The 21,807-nt window shown below is 62.2% G+C and carries 23 protein-coding genes; 9 read left to right on the forward strand and 14 right to left on the reverse strand.

Annotated features, from left to right (window positions below; genetic code table 11):
* The 10 genes from LPB73_RS21715 to petA form a co-directional block, all read right to left on the reverse strand.
* The gene (locus LPB73_RS21715) at nucleotides 1–546 is read right to left on the reverse strand and encodes an adenine phosphoribosyltransferase (protein ID WP_068733118.1); all 546 of its coding nucleotides are present in this window, start codon (nucleotides 544–546) and stop codon (nucleotides 1–3) included.
* A gap of 28 nt (nucleotides 547–574) precedes the next feature.
* A complete protein-coding gene (locus LPB73_RS21720) occupies nucleotides 575–2,737 on the reverse strand; it encodes an anthranilate synthase component I (RefSeq protein ID WP_231078140.1) in 2,163 nt (720 codons plus the stop codon).
* Between the two features lie 207 nt (nucleotides 2,738–2,944).
* Nucleotides 2,945–3,424, reverse strand: coding sequence for a GNAT family N-acetyltransferase (locus tag LPB73_RS21725; RefSeq protein ID WP_231078141.1), 480 nt, complete (start codon nucleotides 3,422–3,424; stop codon nucleotides 2,945–2,947).
* 69 nt (nucleotides 3,425–3,493) lie between these two features.
* A complete protein-coding gene (locus LPB73_RS21730; protein ID WP_349768792.1) occupies nucleotides 3,494–3,913 on the reverse strand; it encodes a GNAT family N-acetyltransferase in 420 nt (139 codons plus the stop codon).
* Nucleotides 3,914–3,978: 65 nt separating this feature from the next.
* Nucleotides 3,979–4,653: a dienelactone hydrolase family protein gene (locus LPB73_RS21735; RefSeq protein WP_068733116.1), complete on the reverse strand. Its 675-nt coding sequence runs from the start codon at nucleotides 4,651–4,653 to the stop codon at nucleotides 3,979–3,981.
* A 49-nt stretch (nucleotides 4,654–4,702) separates the two neighbouring features.
* The gene (locus LPB73_RS21740; RefSeq protein WP_231078143.1) at nucleotides 4,703–5,980 is read right to left on the reverse strand and encodes a flavin-containing monooxygenase; all 1,278 of its coding nucleotides are present in this window, start codon (nucleotides 5,978–5,980) and stop codon (nucleotides 4,703–4,705) included.
* The gene (locus tag LPB73_RS21745) at nucleotides 5,977–6,945 is read right to left on the reverse strand and encodes an SDR family oxidoreductase (protein WP_231078144.1); all 969 of its coding nucleotides are present in this window, start codon (nucleotides 6,943–6,945) and stop codon (nucleotides 5,977–5,979) included. Before LPB73_RS21745 ends, LPB73_RS21740 begins: the two co-directional genes overlap by 4 nt.
* On the reverse strand, nucleotides 6,942–7,871 hold the full coding sequence (locus LPB73_RS21750) for a bile acid:sodium symporter family protein (protein WP_231078145.1): 930 nt from the start codon (nucleotides 7,869–7,871) through the stop codon (nucleotides 6,942–6,944). Before LPB73_RS21750 ends, LPB73_RS21745 begins: the two co-directional genes overlap by 4 nt.
* Before the next feature lie 169 nt (nucleotides 7,872–8,040).
* Nucleotides 8,041–10,110 carry a cytochrome c1 gene (locus LPB73_RS21755; protein WP_231078146.1) on the reverse strand — a complete coding sequence of 690 codons (2,070 nt, stop codon included), beginning with the start codon at nucleotides 10,108–10,110 and terminating at the stop codon, nucleotides 8,041–8,043.
* 59 nt (nucleotides 10,111–10,169) lie between these two features.
* Complete coding sequence (gene petA, locus LPB73_RS21760) at nucleotides 10,170–10,697, reverse strand: ubiquinol-cytochrome c reductase iron-sulfur subunit (RefSeq protein WP_068733107.1); 528 nt, start codon at nucleotides 10,695–10,697, stop codon at nucleotides 10,170–10,172.
* Between the two features lie 861 nt (nucleotides 10,698–11,558).
* Between petA and LPB73_RS21765 the strand changes: the two genes are divergently transcribed.
* From LPB73_RS21765 to LPB73_RS21780, 4 genes are all read left to right on the forward strand, one after another.
* Nucleotides 11,559–13,544, forward strand: a complete 1,986-nt coding sequence (locus tag LPB73_RS21765; protein WP_231081216.1) for a TonB-dependent siderophore receptor — start codon at nucleotides 11,559–11,561, stop codon at nucleotides 13,542–13,544.
* Nucleotides 13,545–13,650: 106 nt separating this feature from the next.
* Nucleotides 13,651–14,940 carry a siderophore utilization protein FsrB gene (gene fsrB / locus LPB73_RS21770; protein ID WP_089262527.1) on the forward strand — a complete coding sequence of 430 codons (1,290 nt, stop codon included), beginning with the start codon at nucleotides 13,651–13,653 and terminating at the stop codon, nucleotides 14,938–14,940.
* A gap of 87 nt (nucleotides 14,941–15,027) precedes the next feature.
* Nucleotides 15,028–15,477 carry a tRNA (cytidine(34)-2'-O)-methyltransferase gene (locus tag LPB73_RS21775; RefSeq protein WP_231078147.1) on the forward strand — a complete coding sequence of 150 codons (450 nt, stop codon included), beginning with the start codon at nucleotides 15,028–15,030 and terminating at the stop codon, nucleotides 15,475–15,477.
* Nucleotides 15,478–15,646: 169 nt separating this feature from the next.
* Nucleotides 15,647–16,432: a hypothetical protein gene (locus LPB73_RS21780; RefSeq protein WP_231078148.1), complete on the forward strand. Its 786-nt coding sequence runs from the start codon at nucleotides 15,647–15,649 to the stop codon at nucleotides 16,430–16,432.
* Nucleotides 16,433–16,456: 24 nt separating this feature from the next.
* Here the strand turns inward: LPB73_RS21780 and LPB73_RS21785 are convergent, their stop codons facing one another.
* Nucleotides 16,457–16,999 (reverse strand): hypothetical protein, encoded by a 543-nt coding sequence (locus LPB73_RS21785; protein WP_231078149.1) that lies wholly within the window; start codon nucleotides 16,997–16,999, stop codon nucleotides 16,457–16,459.
* Between the two features lie 192 nt (nucleotides 17,000–17,191).
* On the opposite strand from LPB73_RS21785, the gene queE reads away from it, so the two are divergent.
* A complete protein-coding gene (queE, locus tag LPB73_RS21790; RefSeq protein WP_231078150.1) occupies nucleotides 17,192–17,824 on the forward strand; it encodes a 7-carboxy-7-deazaguanine synthase in 633 nt (210 codons plus the stop codon).
* 31 nt (nucleotides 17,825–17,855) lie between these two features.
* Nucleotides 17,856–18,221, forward strand: coding sequence for a 6-pyruvoyl trahydropterin synthase family protein (locus tag LPB73_RS21795; RefSeq protein WP_089262534.1), 366 nt, complete (start codon nucleotides 17,856–17,858; stop codon nucleotides 18,219–18,221).
* Nucleotides 18,222–18,297: 76 nt separating this feature from the next.
* Here LPB73_RS21795 and LPB73_RS21800 read toward each other — a convergent pair whose 3' ends face one another.
* A complete protein-coding gene (locus tag LPB73_RS21800) occupies nucleotides 18,298–18,747 on the reverse strand; it encodes a PaaI family thioesterase (RefSeq protein ID WP_231078151.1) in 450 nt (149 codons plus the stop codon).
* Nucleotides 18,748–18,845: 98 nt separating this feature from the next.
* A complete protein-coding gene (locus LPB73_RS21805; RefSeq protein WP_231078152.1) occupies nucleotides 18,846–19,325 on the reverse strand; it encodes a MarR family winged helix-turn-helix transcriptional regulator in 480 nt (159 codons plus the stop codon).
* A gap of 29 nt (nucleotides 19,326–19,354) precedes the next feature.
* Here LPB73_RS21805 and LPB73_RS21810 point away from each other — a divergent pair, with 29 nt between their 5' ends.
* The 3 genes from LPB73_RS21810 to LPB73_RS21820 all read left to right on the forward strand — a co-directional run bounded on the left by LPB73_RS21810 (nucleotide 19,355) and on the right by LPB73_RS21820 (nucleotide 20,892).
* Nucleotides 19,355–19,729: a nuclear transport factor 2 family protein gene (locus tag LPB73_RS21810; protein WP_231078153.1), complete on the forward strand. Its 375-nt coding sequence runs from the start codon at nucleotides 19,355–19,357 to the stop codon at nucleotides 19,727–19,729.
* Between the two features lie 106 nt (nucleotides 19,730–19,835).
* Nucleotides 19,836–20,558 carry an aspartate/glutamate racemase family protein gene (locus tag LPB73_RS21815; protein WP_231078154.1) on the forward strand — a complete coding sequence of 241 codons (723 nt, stop codon included), beginning with the start codon at nucleotides 19,836–19,838 and terminating at the stop codon, nucleotides 20,556–20,558.
* A gap of 82 nt (nucleotides 20,559–20,640) precedes the next feature.
* Entirely contained in the window at nucleotides 20,641–20,892 is a 252-nt protein-coding gene (locus tag LPB73_RS21820) for a YodC family protein (protein WP_093759610.1), read from the forward strand.
* 47 nt (nucleotides 20,893–20,939) lie between these two features.
* On the opposite strand, the gene LPB73_RS21825 is transcribed toward LPB73_RS21820, so the two are convergent.
* The gene (locus LPB73_RS21825; RefSeq protein WP_231078155.1) at nucleotides 20,940–21,803 is read right to left on the reverse strand and encodes a serine hydrolase domain-containing protein; all 864 of its coding nucleotides are present in this window, start codon (nucleotides 21,801–21,803) and stop codon (nucleotides 20,940–20,942) included.
* Between the last annotated feature and the right edge of the window lie 4 nt (nucleotides 21,804–21,807).

Consider the following 21,807-nt stretch of genomic DNA (forward strand, 5'->3'; position numbering starts at 1 on the left):
TCAATGCCCGTCGAACGTCATCAACGTCCGCACCGGCACATTCATCGCCCGCAGCTTGGCCGCGCCGCCGAGATCCGGCAGGTCGATGATGAAACAGGCGGCCATCACCTCAGCACCGATCTGGCGCATCAGTTTGACCGCACCTTCAGCGGTGCCGCCGGTGGCGATCAGATCATCCACCAGGATGACGCGCTCGCCGGGCTTGATGGCATCGGCATGCACTTCCATCTCGTCGATACCGTACTCAAGGGAGTAAGCGATGCGCACGGTGGTGTGCGGCAGCTTGCCCTTCTTGCGGATCGGCACGAAACCGGCCGACAACTGATGCGCCACCGCGCCGCCGATGATGAAGCCGCGCGCTTCCATGCCGGCGACCTTGTCGATCTTCAGCCCCGCCCAGGGCTGCACCAGCTCATCCACCGCGCGGCGGAACGAGCGCGCATCACCCAGCAGTGTGGTGATGTCGCGAAACAGGATACCCGGCTTCGGATAATCCACAATGGTGCGGACGGAGGCTTTGAGATCGTGCGCGAGTTCGGGTGTCATCAGGGTCTTTCGGTTCTTCAGATGGACATCAGTTGGGGCGCTGCCCCAACCGAAATGCGTTTTCGACGATACGTAAGCCGACCTCGCCGCCAAGCGACATCAGCGATTCCGGATGAAATTGCACGCCGCCGACCGGCAGCGTCTTGTGTTCGATGGCCATGGCGACACCGTCCTCGGTCGAGGCCGTCACGGTGAGCACATCGGGCATGCTGTCCTGCTCGACAAACAGCGAGTGATAGCGGCCGATGACGATTTCATTGGGCAGACCGTTCATCAACTTTCCGCCCCGCACTTGCACGCGCGACGGCCGTCCATGCGCCGGTTGCGCGAGCTGGCCCAGCACGCCGCCGAAATATTCGCCGATTGCCTGCACGCCCAGGCAGACGCCGAACACCGGCAGTTTCTTGTCCAGCGCGGTATCGAGTGTCTTGCTGATGCCGAAATCGGCGGGACGTCCCGGCCCCGGCGACAGCACCAGCAGATCGAAACTCTCGCGGTTCAGGACGGTCTGTGCATGGACATGACGAACGACGCTGACGGTCGCGCCGACCTGACGGAAGTAATCTGCCAGCATATGCACGAAACTGTCGTCGTGATCGATCAACAAGACCTTCTTGCCCGAACCGGTTGCATCCGGGGCGAAGGCCGACAGCCGCTTCGGCGGATCGCCGCGCAGCGCCTGGAACAGGGCTGCGGCCTTGGTCTGGCATTCCTTCTCTTCGGCGACGGGATCCGAATCGAACAGCAGCGTCGCGCCGACGCGAACTTCGGCGAGGCCATCCTTCATGCGGATCGTTCGGATGGTGATGCCGGTATTGATGCCACCATCGAATGACACGGCACCAATCGCGCCGGCATACCAACGCCGCGACGAGCGCTCGTTATCCTCGACGAACTGCATCGCCCACAGTTTCGGTGCGCCGGTCACGGTCACCGCCCAGGCATGGGTCAGGAACGCATCGAGTGCATCAAAGCCCGGCCGCAGCATGCCTTCCACATGATCGACAGTATGGAACAGTTTTGAGTAGGTCTCGATCTGCCGACGCGCCAACACCTTGATCGTGCCGGGTACGCAGACGCGTGCCTTGTCGTTACGATCGACGTCGGTGCACATGTTAAGTTCGAACTCGTCTTTCTCCGAATTCAGCAACTGCCGTATCTGTTCGGCATCGCCGATGGCATCGACGCCACGCGCAATGGTGCCGGAGATCGGACAGGTCTCGACGCGGCGACCGTCGGAGCGCACGAACATCTCGGGCGAGGCAGCGACGAGAAATTCGCCGTCGCCGAGATTCATCAGCGCGCCATAGGGCGACGGATTGATCACGCAGAGCCGCTGGAACACTTCCGCCGGCGAACGCTCGCAGGGCTCGGCGAACAACTGACCGGGCACCGCCTCGAACAGGTCACCGCGCGCAAAGGCGGCACGGGCGTTCTCGACAGTCTTCTGATATTCGCCGGGCGCATGATCGGCAAAGCCCTGGCGCGGTGCCTTGTTGTAGCCGCTGTCGGGCGTATCGCGTGGCAGGCCCTCGGTGGAGCGATCCTTCCAGGTGAAGTCATAGGACATCACCACGCCGCGGCCGGTGGCGCGGTCATAGGCCAGCAGCGTGTCGGGCAGATACAGTACGATGTCGCGCTGGTCGGCCTCGCGCGCGCGCTTCTGCTTCAGGTCCTCCATCTGGAACACGAGGTCATAGGCGAAGGCGCCATAGAGCCCGAGCATGGAATCGTCCGAGGAGAACAATTGCGCGACCATGTCGCGCACCAGCGACATCACGCTGGCGCGGCGGGTCCGCTGGTCTTCCTCGACCGGCGCCTCGCCGCGGATGATGTGGCCCTTGAGCTTCGACATCGTCCGCCCGTCGAGGGCGATACAGGGATCCTGCAGCGTGTCGGCAAGGAAGGCGATCAACACCTGGCCACGCTTGTTCAGCGCCGTCAGCGTGAAATCCGTCCCGGTGGTTTCCAGCAGCAACGGCGGATCGGCAAAACCCAGATCGAAGCTCTCATAGCGACCGGGCACCGTGGTACCCGACGACAGCACCACGCCGCGGCGCTGGTCGAGCCGGACGATCAGATCGTCCAGCGCGGTGCCGCCGGTGAAATAATCGACGTGGCGCGCCACGGTGAGACCCGCGCGGGTCTTGTAGGCGCTGTCAGCGGGGAGCGAAAACACAGTCCTGTTCATGGTGTCCTCTTAGGAAACATGCCGGAGGGGGCGCCACACAGAACAAACAAGCAAAGGCCGTCGCACTGCGATGGCGGCCTTCGACGATTGAAAATAAGCAAATCGCACCGACCACCTCTTCAGGAGGTGCGCCACCAACGACGGCTGTTGCGGACAGGGGTGCTCATGGCGGGCAAATCACCATGGCCGGGCTCGAAGGTCAAGGGACTAGACGGCCTCCGGCCGCTCCCGGAAGAATACCGTCAGCTTGAGCGCCCCGACACCGTCCTCGATCGGGGTCCAGCCGATGCTCTCGTACCAGGCCCGACGGGGCGGGGCAGCGCAGAGATAGACCCGGGCATGCCCCCGGGAGAAGGCCTCCAGGCAGGCCCGCTCGATCAGCGCCGGGGCGATACCCTGTTTGCGGGCATCTGGCTCGGTCCAGACCGCCGCTACCCAGGGCGTATATTGCGGGCGCTCGTCGAGATCGGACACCAGCAGCGACGCCGTTCCGAGAAAGTCTGGCCCACGATGGGCCACCAGCGCGATCGGCAGGTCGGTCCCCTGCATGTTCTCGCGCAGTCGCTCGACGATATAGGCCTCAGGCACGCCATGACGCTTCCACCACGCCTGCCAGATCCGATCGGCGACGGTATCGAAGAAGTCCGGCTGCTGGCGCAAATCGGAAATGGTGTAGTCGGATGTCATTGGCCTCGACCTACAGGGTCAGGCCTGTCGCATCAAGCTGCCACGCGGCTATGCGTCACGTGTGTGGGATTAACCAGTGAGCCGCTTCAGCATCGGAAAGGATGACGTCGTGCCGAATTTTCCCTGCGGCACTCCGCAGTCTTCATAGCCGGCAGACCGATACAGGCGATGGGCTGTCTCGGTGCTGATCAGATGGCAGACATCGTTGCCATGGTCCCGTGCGGTCGCCTCAAGCTGTGCCAGCATCGCCTTGCTGACGCCCCGGAACCGGGCATCCGGCGAGACGTAGTTGCACGTAATCTCGCCATCGTGTCTGACGATGCCGACGGCGAGCACTGTTTCTTCCTCGACCGCGACGAGAACGAAATTGTCCGGATGAGCGATCCAGCCCTCCACTATTTTAGGAGTCTTGTTGACGAGCCAACGTCTCAGGATCGCCGGATCGCCATGATGATCGGCGCCGCAGAGCTCGGCGATGGAGCGGCGCAAGACATCGCATATCTCGGCCGCTTCATCGGGTCGCGCTCTGCGGATCAGCATCCGATCATAGGACCTCAGCCTAGGTGCTTCTTGAAGAACGCGGTCGCGCGGCCCCAGGCCAGTTCGGCGGCTTCGCGGTCATGCACCGAGACGCGCTGCTCGTTGACGAAGGCGTGGTCGGCATCATAGCGGAAGAACTCGGCCGACTTGCCGGCGGCCTTGAGGCCCTTCTCGAAATTGTCGACGACTTCCGGCGTGCACCAGTCATCGCGATTGGCGAAGTGGCCCTGCAGCGGCACCTGCACGTCGGCGGGCTTCGCGGCCTGCTCCGGCGGGATGCCATAGAACGCCACGGCGGCCTTCAATTCGGGGATCTTGCACGAACCGATGATGGTCACCGCTCCGCCGAGGCAGAAGCCGGTAAGGCCGACCTTGGCGCCGTTGCGCGACAGGTACTGCGCCGCGCCGCGCACGGTCTGCGTGGTGGCGTCCATGAAATCGAGCGAGTTCATCTCTTTGCCGGCCGCATCCGTGTCGTGATAGGGCACGACCACGCCGTTATAGAGATCAGGCGCCAGCGCATCGAAGCCGGCCAGCGCAAGACGATCGGCCAGGCCCTTGATCTGCTCCTGCAGACCCCACCATTCCTGGATGACGACGACGCCGGGCGCATTGCCGGCCTGGGCATTGGCGAGATAGCCCTTGGCTTCCTTGCCGTCGGGGCGCTTGAAGCTGATCGATGTTCCCATGATGTCCTCCGCTGGAATGGTTCGGGGCAACTTATAGACCCCTCACGTGTCAACTCAACCGGGCCAGCGCGCGCTGCAGGTCTCGCTTGTAGGTCAGAAAATCGACAAACAGTCCGTGTTCGCCGCCGTCCCGCCGTGGCGGTTGCGCGAACCATTGCGTGATCTCCTGCCGCAGCGCTGCTGCCGCATCCGGCCGCGCGGCCTTGGCCGCGAGATAGGCTGCGATCACGCGGGCCTGCAATGCACGCCCTTCCCAGCCCACGCCCGCGCCTTCCAGCAGCCCGGCCACATACAGGCCGTTATCCTCCGACGGAAACATGTTCATGAACAGCCTGGGCGCACCGATCGCGTCCTGCCAATCGAGTGCACGGAGATCGCCGAGGAACGGAAACGTGATCCGGTAGCCGGTCGCAAGCAACACCAGATCGACCTCGTCGCAGCGGCCATCGGCGAACACGACCGACTTGCCGTTGAATTCGCGGACCGGCTTGCGCAGGGCGACATCGCCCTGGCCGAGATGCTGCAGCACCAGCGAATTGACGATCGGTGTGCGGTCATAAAGCCGATGCTGCGGCTTCGGCAGACCGAAACGCTCCGGCGCGCCGACGATGAAGCGGAGGATCGGCTCGTGCAGCCTTGAGCGCAGGTTCTTCGGGATGATGAAGCGCTTCGGCTTGTGATTGCCTTCATCCGCCGGCTTGCCAGCGAGAAACTTCGGCACGAAATGATTGCCGCCGCGCACGCTCCACAACACCTTATCCGCGCGATGGATTGCATCCACGACAATGTCGCAGCCGGTATTGCCCATGCCGACCACCAGCACGCGCTGGCCGGCGAAGATATCGGCGGTCTTGTAGTCCTTGGCATGCATCAGTGGGCCATCAAAGGTGCCTGACGTTTTGGGGATCAGGGGATCGCTGAGATGGCCATTGGCGATGATGACGCCGGCATAGTCTGCCGACGTGCCGTCGCTGAAAGCAGCGTGCCATCCACTTTCCTGCCGCGTCAGGCTGCGCAGGCCGGTGTTGAAGCGGATCAGCGGATAGAGATCGAAATGCCGGGCATAGCTCTGCAGATAATCCAGCACCTGACGATGGCCGGGATAGGCCGGCCAGTCCTCCGGCATCGGGAAATCCGCAAAGGCCGTGGTGCGCTTCGACGAGATCAGATGCGTCGAGGCATAGACCGCACTCGGCGCCGCGCCATACAGCCACTGCCCGCCAATATCGGCATTCTGCTCGACGGCTTCCACAGCATGGCCAGCGGCCTTCAGGCTCTGGATTGCGGCAAGACCTGCGGGACCGGCGCCGATGACGAGGAAAGTCATGACATCAGCTCCGGGCGTTCGTCGCGATAGCGTTCGAACACGGCGCGCGCATCAAGCTCGGGCGAATATCCGAATTCGGATTTGAGCCGGGTGTTGTCGAGCACCGGACGGTACTGGATGAATTTGACATTCTGCGGCGTCAACTTGGTCAGCCCGAGCGCATGGAGCAGCCACAGCGCGCCCTTCATCACCGCGGGCGGAATCGGAACGAATGGCTTGCCATTGAGCCTTGCGATCTCGCGCAGGCTGAGTGTGCCATCGCCGGCGAGATTATAGATCCCGTCTCTGCCGGTGCGTACGGCCTGCGCCAGGGCGGCCACCACATCGCTATCAGCGATCAGCGAGAATGGCGTTGCAGTGCCGCTCAGACCGGTCACGACGGGGCGCTCGAACAGCGCAGTGATCTGGTTGTTCGTGGTCGGCCCCAGCACCGTGCAAGGGCGGAACACGGTCTGCCGCAATTGCGGATGATCTTGCCGCCATCGCGCCAGCATCTCCTCGACCTCGCGCTTGTTACGCGCATAAGGGAAATCCTCGTTGCCCCGTAGCGGATCGGCCTCGCGCAACGGGACGGGATTGTCGGCGTGATAGCCATAGGCCGCGCCGCTCGAAGTCACGATCAGGTGGCCGACACCAGCCGCGAGACAGGCTTCCAGCACATTGCGCGTGCCCAGCACATCGATCTCATAGTCACGCCGGTCGTCGCCTCCGACGGCAACGACCGAGGCGAGATGCACAACGGTGCGCGGCTTCACGCGGGCGATGACATCCTTCAGGCCGGGATCGCGAATGTCGCCGTGCTCGTAGGCAATGCCGTCGAGACGCTCTTGCGGCGGCACCTCGCGCAGATCGAGCGCCGTCACCGGCCCGTCGCCGCCGGCCGCGAGTGCGCGCAGCAAAGCACTGCCGATGAAGCCTGCCGCGCCGGTGATCAGCACGCCGCTATTCGCCATCGCGTCTCTCATGCCGCACCTTCAATGCGTGCCGGATGCGGATCGCGCCGTTTCCACCAGGCCGCCAGCGCCCAGCCGGAGACGAGGTGCCAGACTCCCCAGCCAGCGGCGACCAGCGCTGCGCCGCCAAGGCCGTCGAATTGCGTGAGGATCAGCGCCAGCCCCAGGCCGGAATTATGCATGCTGACTTCGATGGTGAGCGCGCGGGTGTCGTAGTCGCTGAGCCCAAGGATCTTCGCGACGCCCCAGCCGAGTGCGACGGCGATCGCGTTATGCAGCACGACGAAGGGCAGCACCGCTGTCGAGAATACCGCGATGTAGCGCCAGTTGGTGATCGTCGCGGCCAAAATAAATCCGATCAGAAACACGAAAGACAGGATCTGCAGCGGCCGGCGCAGACGGTCGGCCAGCCCCGGCAGATGACGCACCGTGAGCAAACCGGCAACCATCGGCACGCCGAGCAGCAGCACGGTCGATCCGATGAACGAGACGGGATCGACGCTCACCTGGCGCAGCAGTGCGGCGGTTTGCGGATTGAGCCCGGCCCAGAACAGGATGTTCAGCGGCGTCGTGACGGACGCAAGCAGGCTGGAGATGCCGGTCATCGACACCGACAGCGCCGTGTTGCCGCGCGCCATATGAGTGATGAGGTTGGAGATGTTGCCACCAGGACAGGCCGCCACCACCATCATGCCAAGCGCGATGGAAGGCTGCGGCTTCAACACCATGGTGATCGCCCATGTGACCGCCGGCAGGAGGATCAGTTGCGCGGCGAGCCCCGCGAGCGGCGCCGCCGGACGTCGGAACACATCGACGAAATCGGTGACGCGAAGATCGAGCGCGACGCCATACATGATCAGCGCCAGCACGATGCCGAGCGCCATCTGGCCACCCGGACTGATGTTCAGCAGAATATCGTCGATCGCCGCGCCCGCCATCCATCCCCCCGATGAGCGTGGATATCCGTGACGCTCACCGAGCCCGCGTCTCCCGCCTTTGCGCGAAGCTTAGTCAACGGTTCCTCGAGAATCCATGGTCCGGGCGCGCACAGGCTGAAAACGAAAAAGGGCCCCATCGGGGGCCCTTTTGAAAGAATGTTTGCGATGCTCAGTGAGCGTTCGCCCAGACCTTCTTCTTCGTGAAATACATCAGGAACGCGAAGATGATCAGGAACACCATCACCTGCAAGCCGATACGCTTGCGGGCCTCGAGATGCGGTTCCGCGGTCCACATCAGGAAGGTCGAAACGTCCTTGGCGTAGTTCTCGACCTTCTGCGGGGTGCCGTCGTCATAGGTCACCTGATCGTCGGAGATCGGCTTCGGCATCTTGATGGCGTGGCCGGGGAAGTACTTGTTGTAATACGCGCCCGGCGGCAGCGCGAAATCCTTCGGCGCCGGATCGACGTAACCCTGCAGCAGCGCGTCGATGTAGTTCGGGCCCTTCTCCTGGAACTGGGTGAAGAAGTCGAACACGAATTGCGGGAAGCCGCGGTCGTAGTTGCGGGCCTTGGCCATCAGCGACAGGTCCGGCGGATAGGCACCGCCATTGGCTGCGCGCGCCGCGTTCTCGTTCGGGAACGGCTTGGGGAATGGATCCGCGAGACGACCGGGACGTTCGAACATGTCGCCGGCGTCGTTCGGACCGTCCTGCACCTTGATCTCGGATGCCACTGCCAGCGCCTGAGCCGCAGAGAAGCCCGGGCCGCCCACGTCCGCGAGGTTGCGGAAGTGGATCAGGCTCATCGAGTGACAGGTCGAGCAGACTTCCTTGTAGACCTTGTAACCGCGCTGCAGGGCACCGCGGTCAAACTTGCCGAAAGGGCCTGCAAACGACCAGTTCAGAGACGGCGGCGTCGGGCCGCCATGCTCGTCGGCAGCCTTGGCGCTCTGCGTGCCGCCGGCCATCAGGCCACCGGCGAGAACCAGTGCGACGATGGCAGAAGCAGCCTTCTTGCCGTATTTGGCCAGCACATCGTCAGCGATCGAGTTCGGCACTGCGCGAGGCGTTTCGATACGGCTGAGGATCGGCAGCACGATCAGGAAGTAGGCGAAGTAGCAGAAGGTCAGGACACGGCCGGCGATGATGTAGATGCCTTCCGCGGGCTTGCCGCCGAGCCAACCGAGCAGGACCGCCACCACGACAAACATCCAGAAGAACTGCTTGGCCAGCGGACGATACTTCGACGACTTGGTCTTGGCGGTATCGAGCCAGGGCAGGAAGGCCAGCACGATGATCGCCGAGAACATCGCGATGACGCCGCCGAGCTTGCTCGGGATCGAACGCAGGATGGCGTAGAACGGCAGGTAGTACCATTCCGGCACGATGTGCGCGGGCGTCACGCCCGGATTGGCCGGGATGTAGTTATCGGGATCGCCGAGATAGTTCGGGATGTAGAACACGAACCAGGCGTAGAAGATCATGAAGCAGACCATGCCGAAACCATCCTTGATGGTCGCGTAGGGCGTGAACGGCACGGTATCCTTCTCGGTCTTCGGCTCGACGCCGGCCGGATTGTTCTGACCGGCGACATGCAGCGCCCAGACGTGCAGCACGACGACGCCGGCGATCACGAAGGGCAGCAGGTAATGCAGCGAGAAGAAGCGGTTCAGCGTCGGATTGCCGACCGAATAGCCGCCCCACAGCAGGGTCACGATGCTCTCGCCCACATAGGGAATCGCCGAGAACAGGTTGGTGATGACGGTGGCACCCCAGAAGCTCATCTGGCCCCACGGCAGCACGTAGCCCATGAAACCAGTCGCCATCATCAGAAGGTAGATGATCACGCCGAGGATCCAGAGGATTTCGCGAGGTGCCTTGTACGACCCGTAATACAGGCCACGCAGCATATGGATGTAGACGGCGATGAAGAACATCGATGCGCCGTTGGAGTGCAGATAACGCAACAGCCAGCCGTAATTCACATCGCGGACAATGCTCTCGACCGAATTGAACGCCATGTCCACATGCGGCGTGTAGTGCATCGCCAAGATCACGCCGGTGACGATCTGCACGCCGAGCATGAAGGACAGGATGCCGCCGAACGTCCACCAGTAATTCAGGTTACGCGGTGTCGGATAGGCAACGAAGGAGGAATGGACGAGGCCGATAATTGGCAGACGCTTTTCAATCCACTGCAAAGCGGGATTGGTCGGCTGGTAGGTCGATGGTCCGCTCATGATGCGATCCTGAGAAGAGAAAAACACTATCGGCGCGAGATCGGATGGGATCCGACAGCTCAGCCGATCTTGATCTTGGTGTCAGAGACGAAGGCGTAAGGCGGGATCGGCAGGTTGAGCGGCGCCGGACCCTGACGGATGCGGCCCGAAGTGTCGTAGACCGAGCCGTGGCAGGGGCAGAAAAAGCCGTCGTAAGCGCCTTCGTGAGCAATCGGGATGCAGCCCAGATGGGTGCAGATGCCGATGACGACCAACCACTGGTCGTGGCCTTCCTTGACGCGGGCCTGATCGGTCTGCGGATCGGGCAGGCTCGACACCGGAACGGCGCGCGCCTCTTCGACCTGCTTCTTGGTCCGGTTCATGATGTAGATCGGCTTGCCGCGCCAGAACACCTTGATGTCCTGCCCCTCGGCGATGGGGGCCAGATCGACCTCGATCGGCGCACCCGCCGCGATGGTCGAAGCATCTGGATTCATTTGAGAAATCAGCGGCCAGACGGCGGCTGCGGCGCCCACTGCAGCCACTGCCCCAGTGGCCACGAACAAGAAATCACGGCGCGTGTGTTCCGCCGAAGACGTTGTCGTCACGATCCCAACCCTTTCTTATCTGCAGCCGGCTTAGACACTCCCGGTCACGTCTTTGCGTTGACCTGAAGCAAAAAACCGACGCCCGCGATTCTCCCCACGGCGGCAGAGGCCTACTAGTCCTTGCCTAACAGGCAGAACACGCAGTCCAGAATCGTTCTATTGGCACCCTTGGTGCGGCAGTGCAAGCCTACGATCGGCGAAGCAAGATGCGATGCACCACAGAATCAACGCCTTTCCGCGCGGCGGATAATTCGGCACGTCGTGACTATAGGAAACAGCCATCAGGTTTTTGGCGGGACAAGGGATCGCGATTCGCAGTCGATCGCGCTCCGCCGATTTTCCGGACACCTCTCGCGCACTACGATTCGCGCGACCGCCAGGCAAAAAACGGCAACAATTCATGATCGTGAATAATTCTGCGTCGTTTCAGCAACAAATCGCGCTCAAGTAGCGCGTTTGAAGACGTTCTAAATCGCTAATTCTGTTCTCATTCTTCGCCTGCGCTAAAGCGAAAGCATCCAAATTTTACCGGTAGAGCCGGCCTAACTGGGGCATCGCAGCGTCATGACAACATCCCACTTCATCGAATCGGCAACTCGGCTGCATGTGCTTCGGGCTCTATGTCTTTGCGCCGTCAGCGGTCTCGCTTTGTCGATTCCGACAGGTACTGCCGACGCTCAGTCTGCCCTGCCGCCAGTGACGGTGGATGCGCCGCAGCAGCGTACGCGTCCGGCGACGGCCAGGCCGACCCAGCGCGCATCGACCAGCCGCGCCGCCCGCGCCAATCGCACGGCCCGTGCGCCGCAGGCGGCGCCGGTGGCACCAGCCAATCCCAACGCCGGTGAGCGCGCCGGCGGCCCCGTGATCGGCTTCGTCGCCAATCGCAGCGGCTCCGCCACCAAGACCGACACCCCGATCATGGAAACTCCGCAATCGATCTCGGTGATCACCTCCGACCAGATCAAGACCCAGGACGCACAGACCCTCACTCAGGCGCTGCGCTACACCGCGGGCGCCAATGGCGACGTCAATGGCGGTTCCGACACCCGCAATGGCGGCATTCAGATACGCGGCTTCGACATGACGCAGCAGGGGCTGTATCTCGATGGCCTGCGGCTGCCCAGCACGCCCTATATCCATTTCGACAGCCTCGATCCCTTCGGCGCGTCTCGTCTCGAAGTGCTGAAAGGGCCGTCCTCGGTGATGTATGGTGGCAGCGGGCCGGGCGGCATTCTCAACTATGTCAGCAAGCTTCCGACCGCCCGGCAGTTCGGCGAAATCTCGGTGTCAGGCGGCAGTTTCGACCGCTATCAGGGCGAGTTCGATTTTGGCGGCCCCGCCAACAAGGAAGGCACGGTACTCTATCGCCTGACCGGCCTGGTCCGTGACGGCGGCACGCAGGTCGATGACGCCAGGGACAGCCGCGTCTTCATCGCGCCGGCCGTCACCTTCAAGCCGAACGAAGACACCACACTCACAGTGCTGGCGAATTATCAGAAGGAGAAGAACGGCTGGGGTCTGCAGTTCCTGCCGGCATCCGGCACGATCTATCCGAATGCGGGCCGTATCATCCCTATCAACCGCAACACTGGCGAACCCGGCTTCAACAGATACGACAACGAGATCGCTTCGGTTGGCTACCTGTTCGCGCATAACATCAACGACAACCTGACCTTCCGACAGAACCTGCGCTACTCGTGGATGCACAACGAATCCGACAGCATCAATGCCGGCGGTTACCTCGACGAAGCCGCCGGGCTGCTCTACCGCTACGGCGGATCATCGGCCTCTACGATCAACTCCATCGCCGTCGACAACCAGCTGGAGGGCCACTTCACCACTGGCATCCTGAGCCACACCACGCTGTTCGGCATCGACTATCGAAACACGACATCGACCGACGTCAACACGAGCTACAGCGCCGATCCCCTCAACGTCTTCAACCCCGTCTACACCAACAGCTGGACCAAGGGCGCGCTCTACGAAGACTATCGTGTGAAGCAATCGCAGGTCGGCATCTATGCCCAGGACCAGATCAAGCTCGGTCGTCTTTCGGTCCAGCTCGGTGGCCGGCAGGATTTTGCCAAGACGACCTACAACAACTACATGGACGGTTCATCGACCTCCACCGACGCCTCGGCCTTCACCGGTCGTGCAGGCGTGATCTACAATTTCGACAGCGGCGTGGCGCCCTATTACAGCTACTCGGAGTCGTTCCTGCCGGTGCTGAACATCGCCAATGGCAGTCTGCTGGCGCCGGAAACAGCGCATCAGCATGAGGTCGGCATCAAGTATCAGCCGGTCGGCATCAATGCGATGATCACGCTTGCCGCCTTCGACCTGACCCGGCAAAATGTCGTTCGCTTCCTGCCTGTTGCGCCATTCACGGCGATTCAAACCGGCGAGGTCAATTCTCGCGGCATCGAACTGGAAGCCACCGCCACCCTCGCCGCCGGCTTCAATGTCCGCGCCGCCTATTCCTACATCGACATCGAAGTCACCAAGGATCCGGTGAATGTTGGCAAGGCTCTGACCACCGTGCCGATGAATCGCTTGGGCATCTGGAGCGACTACACGATGCAAGGCGGCCTGTTCGAGGGCGTCCAGGTCGGCGGCGGCATTCGCTATATCGGCGATAGCTGGGCCGACGATGCCAACACAAGCAAGGTGCCGGGAGCCACCGTGGTCGACGCGCTACTGGCCTATAATCAGAAGAACTACCGGCTCGCGCTCAACGTCACCAACATTGCGGACACCCGCTATGTTTCATCCTGCTACAGCCCCGTTTATGGTTGCTTCTACGGTGACTCGCGCAAAGTCGTCGCCAAGCTGACCTATCGCTGGTGAACATTAGAATCACCCTAAAACGCGACAATACGCCACCGCCGGTCTCTCGACCGGCAGTGGCGACACTTGGTAGTAAACGCGACGACAACAACACGGGCGGAACGCCATGAGATCGATCTTCGGGCGCCTGCATCGCTGGGCTGGACTCCTCACCGCCGCCTTCCTGTTCTTCTCGGGCGTCACCGGCGCGGTTATCTCGTGGGATCACGAGCTTGACGATCTTCTCAACAGCAAGCTGAAGGATGTCACCACCGCAGGCCCCGCCAAACCGTCGATCGAACTCGCGGGCTTGATCGAGCAGCGCGATCCGCGCGCGCGCGTGATCCACATGTACATGACGCCGGAAAAGAATGAGTCGCTCTCGTTCTTTGTTCTGCCGCGGATCGATCCCACGACAAGCAAGCGTTACACACTCGATTACAATCAGATCTTCCTCGATCCCAACACCGGCGAGGAACTCGGCCGCCGCTATTGGGGCGCCGTCTGGCCCGTGACCCGCGAGAACTTCGTCTCGTTCCTCTACAAGCTGCATTACACAATGCACATCCCGGAATTCTGGGGCAGCGACCGCTGGGGCATGCGCATCCTCGGCGTCATCGCCATCATCTGGACCATCGATTGCTTCATCGGATTCTATCTGACACTGCCGTCGCGCAAACGCGTCAAGGCGGGAGCCGCTCCCGCCGTCGCGCGCGAACTCGGCAAGGGGTTCTGGGCGCGTTGGAAGCCGGCCTGGATGATCAAGACCTCAGGCAGCGCCTACCGGATCAATTTCGACATCCACCGCGCCTTCAGCCTGTGGACCTGGGCCCTGCTCTTCATCATCGCGTTCACGGCGTTCTCGCTGAACCTGTATTTCGAAGTCTTTTCGCCGCTGATGAAGAAGTTCTCGGACTACACGCCGACGCCTTACGAGCAGCGTGAGTATCGTCACCTCGATAATCCGATCGAACCCAAGATGACCTGGGCCCAGATCCTCGAGCGCGCCACCGCCGACGGCAAGGCGCGCGGCTGGACCACACCGATCGGCTCGCTGTTCTACGGCCCGGCACACGGCGTGTATCAGGTGTTCTTCTTCGAGCCTGGCGACGATCACGGCGCCGCAGGCGTCGGCCCGCCGTCGCTTTTTTACGACAGCGAGGACGGCCGTCCGCTCGGCGCAAAGCTGCCCTGGGTCGGCACCGCCGCCGACATCTTCGTGCAGATGCAGTTCCCGATGCATTCGGGACGAATCCTGGGTCTGCCCGGCCGCATCCTGATTTCGGCGATGGGTCTGGTCGTGGCGGCGCTCTCAGTGACCGGCGTGGTGATCTGGTGGCGCAAGCGCCGCGCACGCGTGAAGGTACGCGAAACGACGGAAGCGCGTTCGAATACGCGACTCGCGCCGGCTGAGTAGAGCCGCCGGCCTTGTCCGACTGCATGTCAGGCGCTATCGCCTGACATGGGCCAGGTCGATTGCAACGCGGCCGGAGACCAAACCATCGTGCGCATCGCCCTCTACCAGCCAGACATTCCGCAGAACACCGGCACGATCCTGCGGCTCTGTGCCTGTCTCGATGTCGAAGCGCATATTATCGAACCGGCGGGCTTTCCAATATCCGACCGGCATTTTCGCCGCGCCGGCATGGACTATCTCGATCAGGTGTCGATCGTCCGGCACGATTCATGGCGGCATTTCGAGGACTGGCGGCGCGAGGCCGGCCATCGTCTCGCGCTGTTCACCACCAAGGGCGCCACGCCCTATCTCGAGCATCGCTATGACACCAATGACATCCTGATGTTCGGGCGGGAATCCGCCGGGGTGCCGGACGACGTCGCAGCGGCCGCCGATACACGGCTGGTGATTCCGATGCGCCAGGATCTGCGCTCGATCAATCTGGCGATGACGGTGGCCATGGCGCTCGGTGAAGCGCTCAGGCAGACGCGCGGCTAGAGCGCGATCCCGAGAAGCGGACGCCGATTTTCGGACAGCATCACGTTCATACAAAAAGAGGACTCTGAGGCACGTTCTTCGACAAACGTCATGATTTGTTAACGACGCGCGCAGCGACGTCTTTAAGACGGACGGGATACTGATACCGGTCATTATCGGGGGACCCTTGATGACTCGCACCCGTCCGTCAGTTCTCAACATGCTCGTATGGGCCTACTGGGATTTGTATCATGCCCTACGAACGGCTTGGCTTCCTGCACTGATCGCGACTGCGATCGTATCCATCGGCACTGTGGCGGCGCTGATTGGACCGTTGTTCCTGACACGAGATCCAATCGCACAAGCGCTTGCCCGACAAACGATAACGACCGGATTATGTTTCCTGCTGACGCCGTTCTTGCTGGCAATCCACCGACTTGTCGTGCTCGGCGAATTGACCCAGCAATACGATTTCACACCGTCCGAACCGCGTTTCCAGTCATATTTCGGCTGGCTCGCTTTGGCTGTTTTCATCATGGGCGTGCCATCACTTCTGGAAGCCCTCACGACGCCAAGAGGTCCTGTTTATTATAGCGCTGGTCAATCATTCCCCGGCTCCAGTCGCTCGGTGGTCGTGACCATTATCCATCTCGCCGGCTTGGTCGCCGTCCAGTATTGCCTCGCACTTCTACCGGCGGTGGCTGTCGATGCCCCGGGAGCCACCTGGCAAAATGCAGTAAGCGACACACGCCGTCACATCTGGTTCGTGCTCATGGCAACGATCCTGCCGCTTATTCCAATCGGCTTGCTTGCTCTTGCGGTCGCACCGCTGGTGGGCTCGAGAAACCATGTGGGTATGGTTGTGAGTACGCTGTGGTTCGGCGCAATACTGGTTGTTGCGTTGACGCTCGTGGCCGTAGTCGCCTCGCGTCTCTACCAGCTCATAGGCGACCGGCTGAACCTGCCGTTACACTGAGGGTTGATGCCCGAGATCGGCTGACTACCGCCCGCTCGGGACACGCGTAGCGATGTAGTCCTTGCCCTTGGCCGTAAACGTCTCGCGAATGATGAAGCCATCCGCCGGCGACATCGGGCCGATCGGCACTGGCCCCGTGGGCATGATCAGCGTGGCATTGCCGCCGACGAAGATCAGCAGGTGGCGACGTTCTGCCAGCAGCTTCTCCGACCAGGCGATCAGGCCGGAATGGATCGGCTCCTTCTGCCAGGCGAAAGGCGTGCCGGGATCGACCTGGCCATAGATGAAGCCCGTCGTCGGATAGACGGAAAACACGATTTTGGAGTTTTCCGGCTTCCAGGACTCCGGCATCTCGTCGTCCTGGATCCAGACGCAATCGAAGGCGCGGCATTGCTGTGGTCGGGTGTCATAGATCTTGCAACCCTGCGCGATCGCGCAGTGCTTGCACCACTTGCCCGCCGGCTTGGCGAGGTCGTCGATGCGATAGACCTTGCAGCACATGGTGCAGGTCCCGCACGTACGTGTGGCGGCGGCAGAACTGCCGGATGTGACGAGCGACGGCTGCATGGTATCCAGGTGCGACAATTTGACGTGATGTCATCGACCTTTGGCGGCCCGCGCCGGACATCGCAATTGACATGTCGGTGATCGGCCGGGACATCCACCGGCTAGCCGTGCTAAGAGCCGCGGCTTACCCCATATGGAACCGAGATGTGGCCCGAGCCGGATCGGGCATGCCGGTTTTAGAGAGCTAAGACAGTGAGTTACGCGGTCAAAGAGATTTTCCTGACATTGCAGGGCGAAGGCGCCCATGCCGGCCGCGCGTCCGTCTTCTGCCGGTTTTCGGGCTGCAATCTCTGGACCGGCCGGGAACAGGACCGCGCCGACGCGACCTGCCAGTTCTGCGACACCGACTTTGTCGGTATGGACGGCACGCTGGGCGGCCGCTACCCGGACGCCGAGAAGCTCGCCGACACCATCGCCGCGCAATGGGTGGGCCCTTCCGATAACCGCTATGTGGTGCTGACCGGCGGAGAACCGCTGCTGCAGGTGGACGCCGAACTGATCGACGCATTGCATGCGCGCGGCTTCGAGATCGGCGTCGAGACCAACGGCACCGTCGCGCCGCCCGCAGGCATCGACTGGATCTGCGTCAGCCCGAAGGCCGGCGCGGAACTCGTGGTGCACAGCGGACACGAATTGAAGCTGGTCTATCCGCAGGCGCAGGCGATGCCGGAAAAATTCGAAGGCCTCACCTTCGAGCGTTTCTCATTGCAGCCGATGGACGGGCCGGACGCCATCAGTAATACCGCGCACGCGGTGGACTACTGCCTGCGCCACCCGCAATGGCGGCTGAGCGTGCAGACACACAAGACACTTGGGATCCGCTAAGGACCCGGACTTCTAAGGACGACGACTTCCTATGTGGGAACTGACCAAATCGTTTCGCTTCGAGGCGGCGCATGCGCTGTCCCACACCACGCTCGGCGAAGTGAGCCAGGAAATCCATGGCCACTCCTTCCGCGCCGAAGTCACCATCCGCGGCGTGCCGGATCCCGTGACCGGGATGGTGATGGATCTCGGCTTGCTCGACCGCAGCCTCGACGAGCTGCGCAAGACGCTCGACCACAAGTTTCTCAACAAGATCGAAGCGATCGGCATTCCGACGCTGGAAAATCTCTCGCGCTTCATCTGGGACCGCGTCGCCGATAAGGCTCCGGTCGTCCGCGTCGGCGTGTTTCGCGACAGCTGCAACGAGAGCTGCGTGTATTTCGGGCCGAAGGGCTAAAGTCTCTATTGGAGATCTCTCGACAAACGAATTCGTTTGTCGGCGAAAACCGGAATCCAGCTTTCGGGATCATGCTCTAGTCTTTCCCTGTGATCATGCAGGTGGCGGTGGCATGGGCGCAAAGCCTGCCATCCTTGTCGGTCAGCGTACCCTCCGTCGCGGCCATCCTGCGTCCCATGTGAATAATACGGCCCTCGGCGCGGATCGGCCCTGATGCAGCCGTCATAGCGCGAATGTAGGTGATCTTGAGATCGAGCGTCGCGTAACCAGTGCCCGCAGGCAGCGAGGTCTGCACTGCCAATGCGATGGCGCCGTCCAGCATCGTGGCTGCGTAACCGCCATGCACCGTTCCGAGCGGATTGTAGTGATCCTCGTTCGGCGAGCCGACCAGCACAACCTTGCCCTGCTCTGCGGACTCGCCCTTGATGCCGAGTGTGCGGCCGATGCCGCGCGCAAATCCGCCTGCGGCGAAGGCCTGCTGCACAAGCTTCAGTCCGCTGCTCGCGTCACCAATCTCAGTTGTCATGTTTGCCTCCGCCGTCCCGTGAACATCCTTGTTATGGGACCGGGATGGCAGAGCTTGCCTATCAAGTCAATATTGTTGACCTCAAGACTTGAACTTGGCTAGTCGCGCGCCGCCTCCGCCATCACCGCCGACCATGCGGCCTGGCTGCCCGCCCCCGCCTTCTTGAAGGCGCGGGCCATGATCTTGCGCTCATGACCGGATGCGATGCGCTCGACCGCGCGGCCGGCGGGCGTCAGTTCAAGAATCTTGAAACGATGCCGCGTCGGATCGCGCTTGACGGCCACATAGCCCTCATCGAGCAATTGCTTCATCGGGCGATGCAGCGCCTGTTTCGAAATCTGCAGGATCGCCAGCAGATCCGACATCGTGATGCCCTCGCCGCGCAGCACGGCATAGAGAATGCGATGGTGAACCCGAGACAGGCCGACCGTCGCCAGATACTCGTCAGCCGCACGCGTCATCCCGCGCCATCCGAAATACATCAGCGCCAGTGCATCATCGAGCGGATCGAGTTTCTTAAGGTCAATATCATTGACTTGATAAACGGCGATGCTAGGTTTTCTGGGAGATGGGCTCATCGAAGGCTCACGACAGGGAGACGGGACTCATGTTGACGCGGCAGGACGCGATGGCATTCGCGCAGCAATGGGCTGCAAACTGGAACCGGCTCGCGATCGATACGATCGTTAATCATTTTGCTCCCGAAGGTGAGATGCGCAGCCCGCTGGCAACGAAACTGGCGGGATCATCCACCATAAAGGGACGCGACGCCATTCGCACCTACTGGCACGCCGCTTATGGCGGGCTATCCGAGCCACATCTCACCCTGGAGAGCGCCGCCTGGGACGGCGCGTTACAGCGCCTGACGGTCTGGTGGAGCGCGCCGCTGCCCAGTGGACCGACCAGGGCGTGCGAGATGATGGATTTCGATGCCGATCACCAGATCGTCCGCAGCGAAGCCTATTACGGCGCCGGCAGCTAGGATGGCGCGGGCGGCACGTCTCATGCGCCCGCGTGCGTTTCGATGATCGCCGTGCATTTCCCGCACTGGCGCCTATAGTGGACGGACTCATCGAGAGCCCATCCCTGTGCGCATTCTGTTGATCAATCCCAACACCACCGAGAGCGTTACCACGCTCGTAAAACGGCATGTCGAGGCCGTAGCCGGCGATGCCGCGACCTTTGTGCCGGCGACCGGCCGGTTCGGCGCCCGCTATATTTCGACGCGCGCCTCGGCGGCCATCGCAGGCCATGCGGCGCTCGACGCCTATGCTTCTTATGGCGCCGGCTGCGATGCGGTCTACCTCGCCTGCTTCGGCGACCCTGGCCTGCTGGCGCTGCGCGAAATTGCAGACGTTCCCGTGGTCGGCATGGCCGAAGCGTCCTGCATCGAGGCCTCCAGACGCGGGCGTTTCGCCATCGTCACCGGCGGCGCGCTGTGGGGGCCGATGCTCCGGGAGTTCGTCGGGAGCATTGGCTTGGTCGACAAGCTCGCCAAGGTGCGCACCATCGCACCGACCGGCGGCGATATCGCGCGGAATCCCGATGCAGCACTGGCTGCGCTCGCCAGCGCCTGCACGGCCTGTGCCACGGACGACGGGGCCGAGGTCGTGATCCTTGGCGGCGCTGCGCTCGCCGGCCTTGCGTCTCGCATCCAAGCTGACGTGCCGGTACCCGTCTTGTGTTCCGTCGAAACCGGCACGCGTGCCGTGATCGCCGCAGCAGCGAAAGGTCTCGACAGCAGCCCGCCGCCTGCGCTGGAGAGCGTCGGCCTCGGCGCGGAACTCGCAAAACTGCTTCAGCAAAAATAGCTGACAGAAACATCCCCGTGTTCGGCCTGTCATGACGCGGAGCTAGACTCAGTGCGCGTCAAACACATTTCGGGAGCCGACCATGGAATTGAAATCAGGCGATGTCGTCATGCTGAAGTCGGGCGGTTGCCCGCTGACCGTGGCCGACGTTGACGGCGACAACATCGAATGCATCTGGCTGGGCGAGGAAGGCGATCTGTTCCGCGAGACCCTTCCGCGTGCCGTGCTCGAACTCGCCCTCGTCATCCCGCATGACGACGAAGACGAGAGCGAAGAGGACGAAGCTGAAGAACACGACGACGAAGAAGAAGAGCACAAGAGCAAGGTGGCCTGATCAGGCCGTCCGCCGCCGGGCGCAAATGTCCGGCGGCGGCTTGTTGCTCATCTTTGCAGGCCGAGTTTGAACGCGTCCGCCTCGATATTGCCTGCAGCACCGTCGGTCGCGAAGACCGCAACGGTTGCTTGCGCATGTTCGGGACAATGATAGACGGCGATGCCACTGCCCGGACCTCCGCCGGTATGCCCGACGACGCGTAAATTACTGGTTGTCGTTCCAGCCATAACGCCAAGGCCGTAAGCCGCGTGTTGCCACGGACGTCCTGTACCGGGATCACCCACTGCGATTCCGTGGCACATCTCGTCGCGCAGCCCCACAGGCAGCAAGTCCGTCGTCATCAAGCGGTGCAATAGCATTGCGGCATCGCGCAATGTCCCGACCGCCAGCCCGTGATAGACCCAGCGCGGATCGTAGGACTGCGCATTGCCCATCCGGACATCGGCGAGATCGCTGCGTTGATTGGCGATGCGCGGCCCGACCGCACCGAAGGGTTCGAGCAACCGGTGTCGTATCAAGGCATCGAGCCCCAGCCCGCTCACGCGTTCGAGATGTTCCCGGACCAGCAAATAGCCGACATTCGAATAGGCGAAATGGCCCGGCTCAATTCCGGCATGCAGAGCAGAAACTGAGTGCAGCAGCTGGTCCACCGGCCAGGCGTCTTCACCGGCAGCGACAGCCGCATGGTAGGCCGCAACAGAACCGTAGTCGGCCAGACCGGCGCGATGCTGCAACAACTGGCGGAGCGTAAAGGACTCGCCCGGCAACGCATCATCCAGAGCCAACTGTCCATCATGCACCATGGTCAGTGCCGTGGCGGCAATCAGCGTCTTGGTAAAACTCCACCACGGCACAACGATGTCGGCATCATCGCTGATATCGGCAGAACCGGGGCGAATGACATGCTTCATGGTG

This window comes from Tardiphaga sp. 37S4, from assembly GCF_021044645.1.
GTDB classification, from domain to species: domain Bacteria; phylum Pseudomonadota; class Alphaproteobacteria; order Rhizobiales; family Xanthobacteraceae; genus Tardiphaga; species Tardiphaga robiniae.

Excerpts from the sequence above, each read along its gene's own strand:
- LPB73_RS21745 (WP_231078144.1), bottom strand. The coding sequence starts at position 6,945 with ATGAGAGACGCGATGGCGAATAGCGGCGTGCTGATCACCGGCGCGGCA.
- LPB73_RS21800 (WP_231078151.1), bottom strand. The coding sequence starts at position 18,747 with ATGACAACTGAGATTGGTGACGCGAGCAGCGGACTGAAGCTTGTGCAG.
- LPB73_RS21820 (WP_093759610.1), top strand. The coding sequence starts at position 20,641 with ATGGAATTGAAATCAGGCGATGTCGTCATGCTGAAGTCGGGCGGTTGC.
- LPB73_RS21755 (WP_231078146.1), bottom strand. The coding sequence starts at position 10,110 with ATGAGCGGACCATCGACCTACCAGCCGACCAATCCCGCTTTGCAGTGG.
- LPB73_RS21785 (WP_231078149.1), bottom strand. The coding sequence starts at position 16,999 with ATGCAGCCGTCGCTCGTCACATCCGGCAGTTCTGCCGCCGCCACACGT.
- LPB73_RS21795 (WP_089262534.1), top strand. The coding sequence starts at position 17,856 with ATGTGGGAACTGACCAAATCGTTTCGCTTCGAGGCGGCGCATGCGCTG.
- fsrB (WP_089262527.1), top strand. The coding sequence starts at position 13,651 with ATGAGATCGATCTTCGGGCGCCTGCATCGCTGGGCTGGACTCCTCACC.
- LPB73_RS21780 (WP_231078148.1), top strand. The coding sequence starts at position 15,647 with ATGACTCGCACCCGTCCGTCAGTTCTCAACATGCTCGTATGGGCCTAC.
- LPB73_RS21715 (WP_068733118.1), bottom strand. The coding sequence starts at position 546 with ATGACACCCGAACTCGCGCACGATCTCAAAGCCTCCGTCCGCACCATT.
- LPB73_RS21810 (WP_231078153.1), top strand. The coding sequence starts at position 19,355 with ATGTTGACGCGGCAGGACGCGATGGCATTCGCGCAGCAATGGGCTGCA.
- LPB73_RS21750 (WP_231078145.1), bottom strand. The coding sequence starts at position 7,871 with ATGGCGGGCGCGGCGATCGACGATATTCTGCTGAACATCAGTCCGGGT.
- LPB73_RS21805 (WP_231078152.1), bottom strand. The coding sequence starts at position 19,325 with ATGAGCCCATCTCCCAGAAAACCTAGCATCGCCGTTTATCAAGTCAAT.
- LPB73_RS21720 (WP_231078140.1), bottom strand. The coding sequence starts at position 2,737 with ATGAACAGGACTGTGTTTTCGCTCCCCGCTGACAGCGCCTACAAGACC.
- LPB73_RS21735 (WP_068733116.1), bottom strand. The coding sequence starts at position 4,653 with ATGGGAACATCGATCAGCTTCAAGCGCCCCGACGGCAAGGAAGCCAAG.
- LPB73_RS21825 (WP_231078155.1), bottom strand. The coding sequence starts at position 21,803 with ATGAAGCATGTCATTCGCCCCGGTTCTGCCGATATCAGCGATGATGCC.
- LPB73_RS21725 (WP_231078141.1), bottom strand. The coding sequence starts at position 3,424 with ATGACATCCGACTACACCATTTCCGATTTGCGCCAGCAGCCGGACTTC.
- LPB73_RS21740 (WP_231078143.1), bottom strand. The coding sequence starts at position 5,980 with ATGACTTTCCTCGTCATCGGCGCCGGTCCCGCAGGTCTTGCCGCAATC.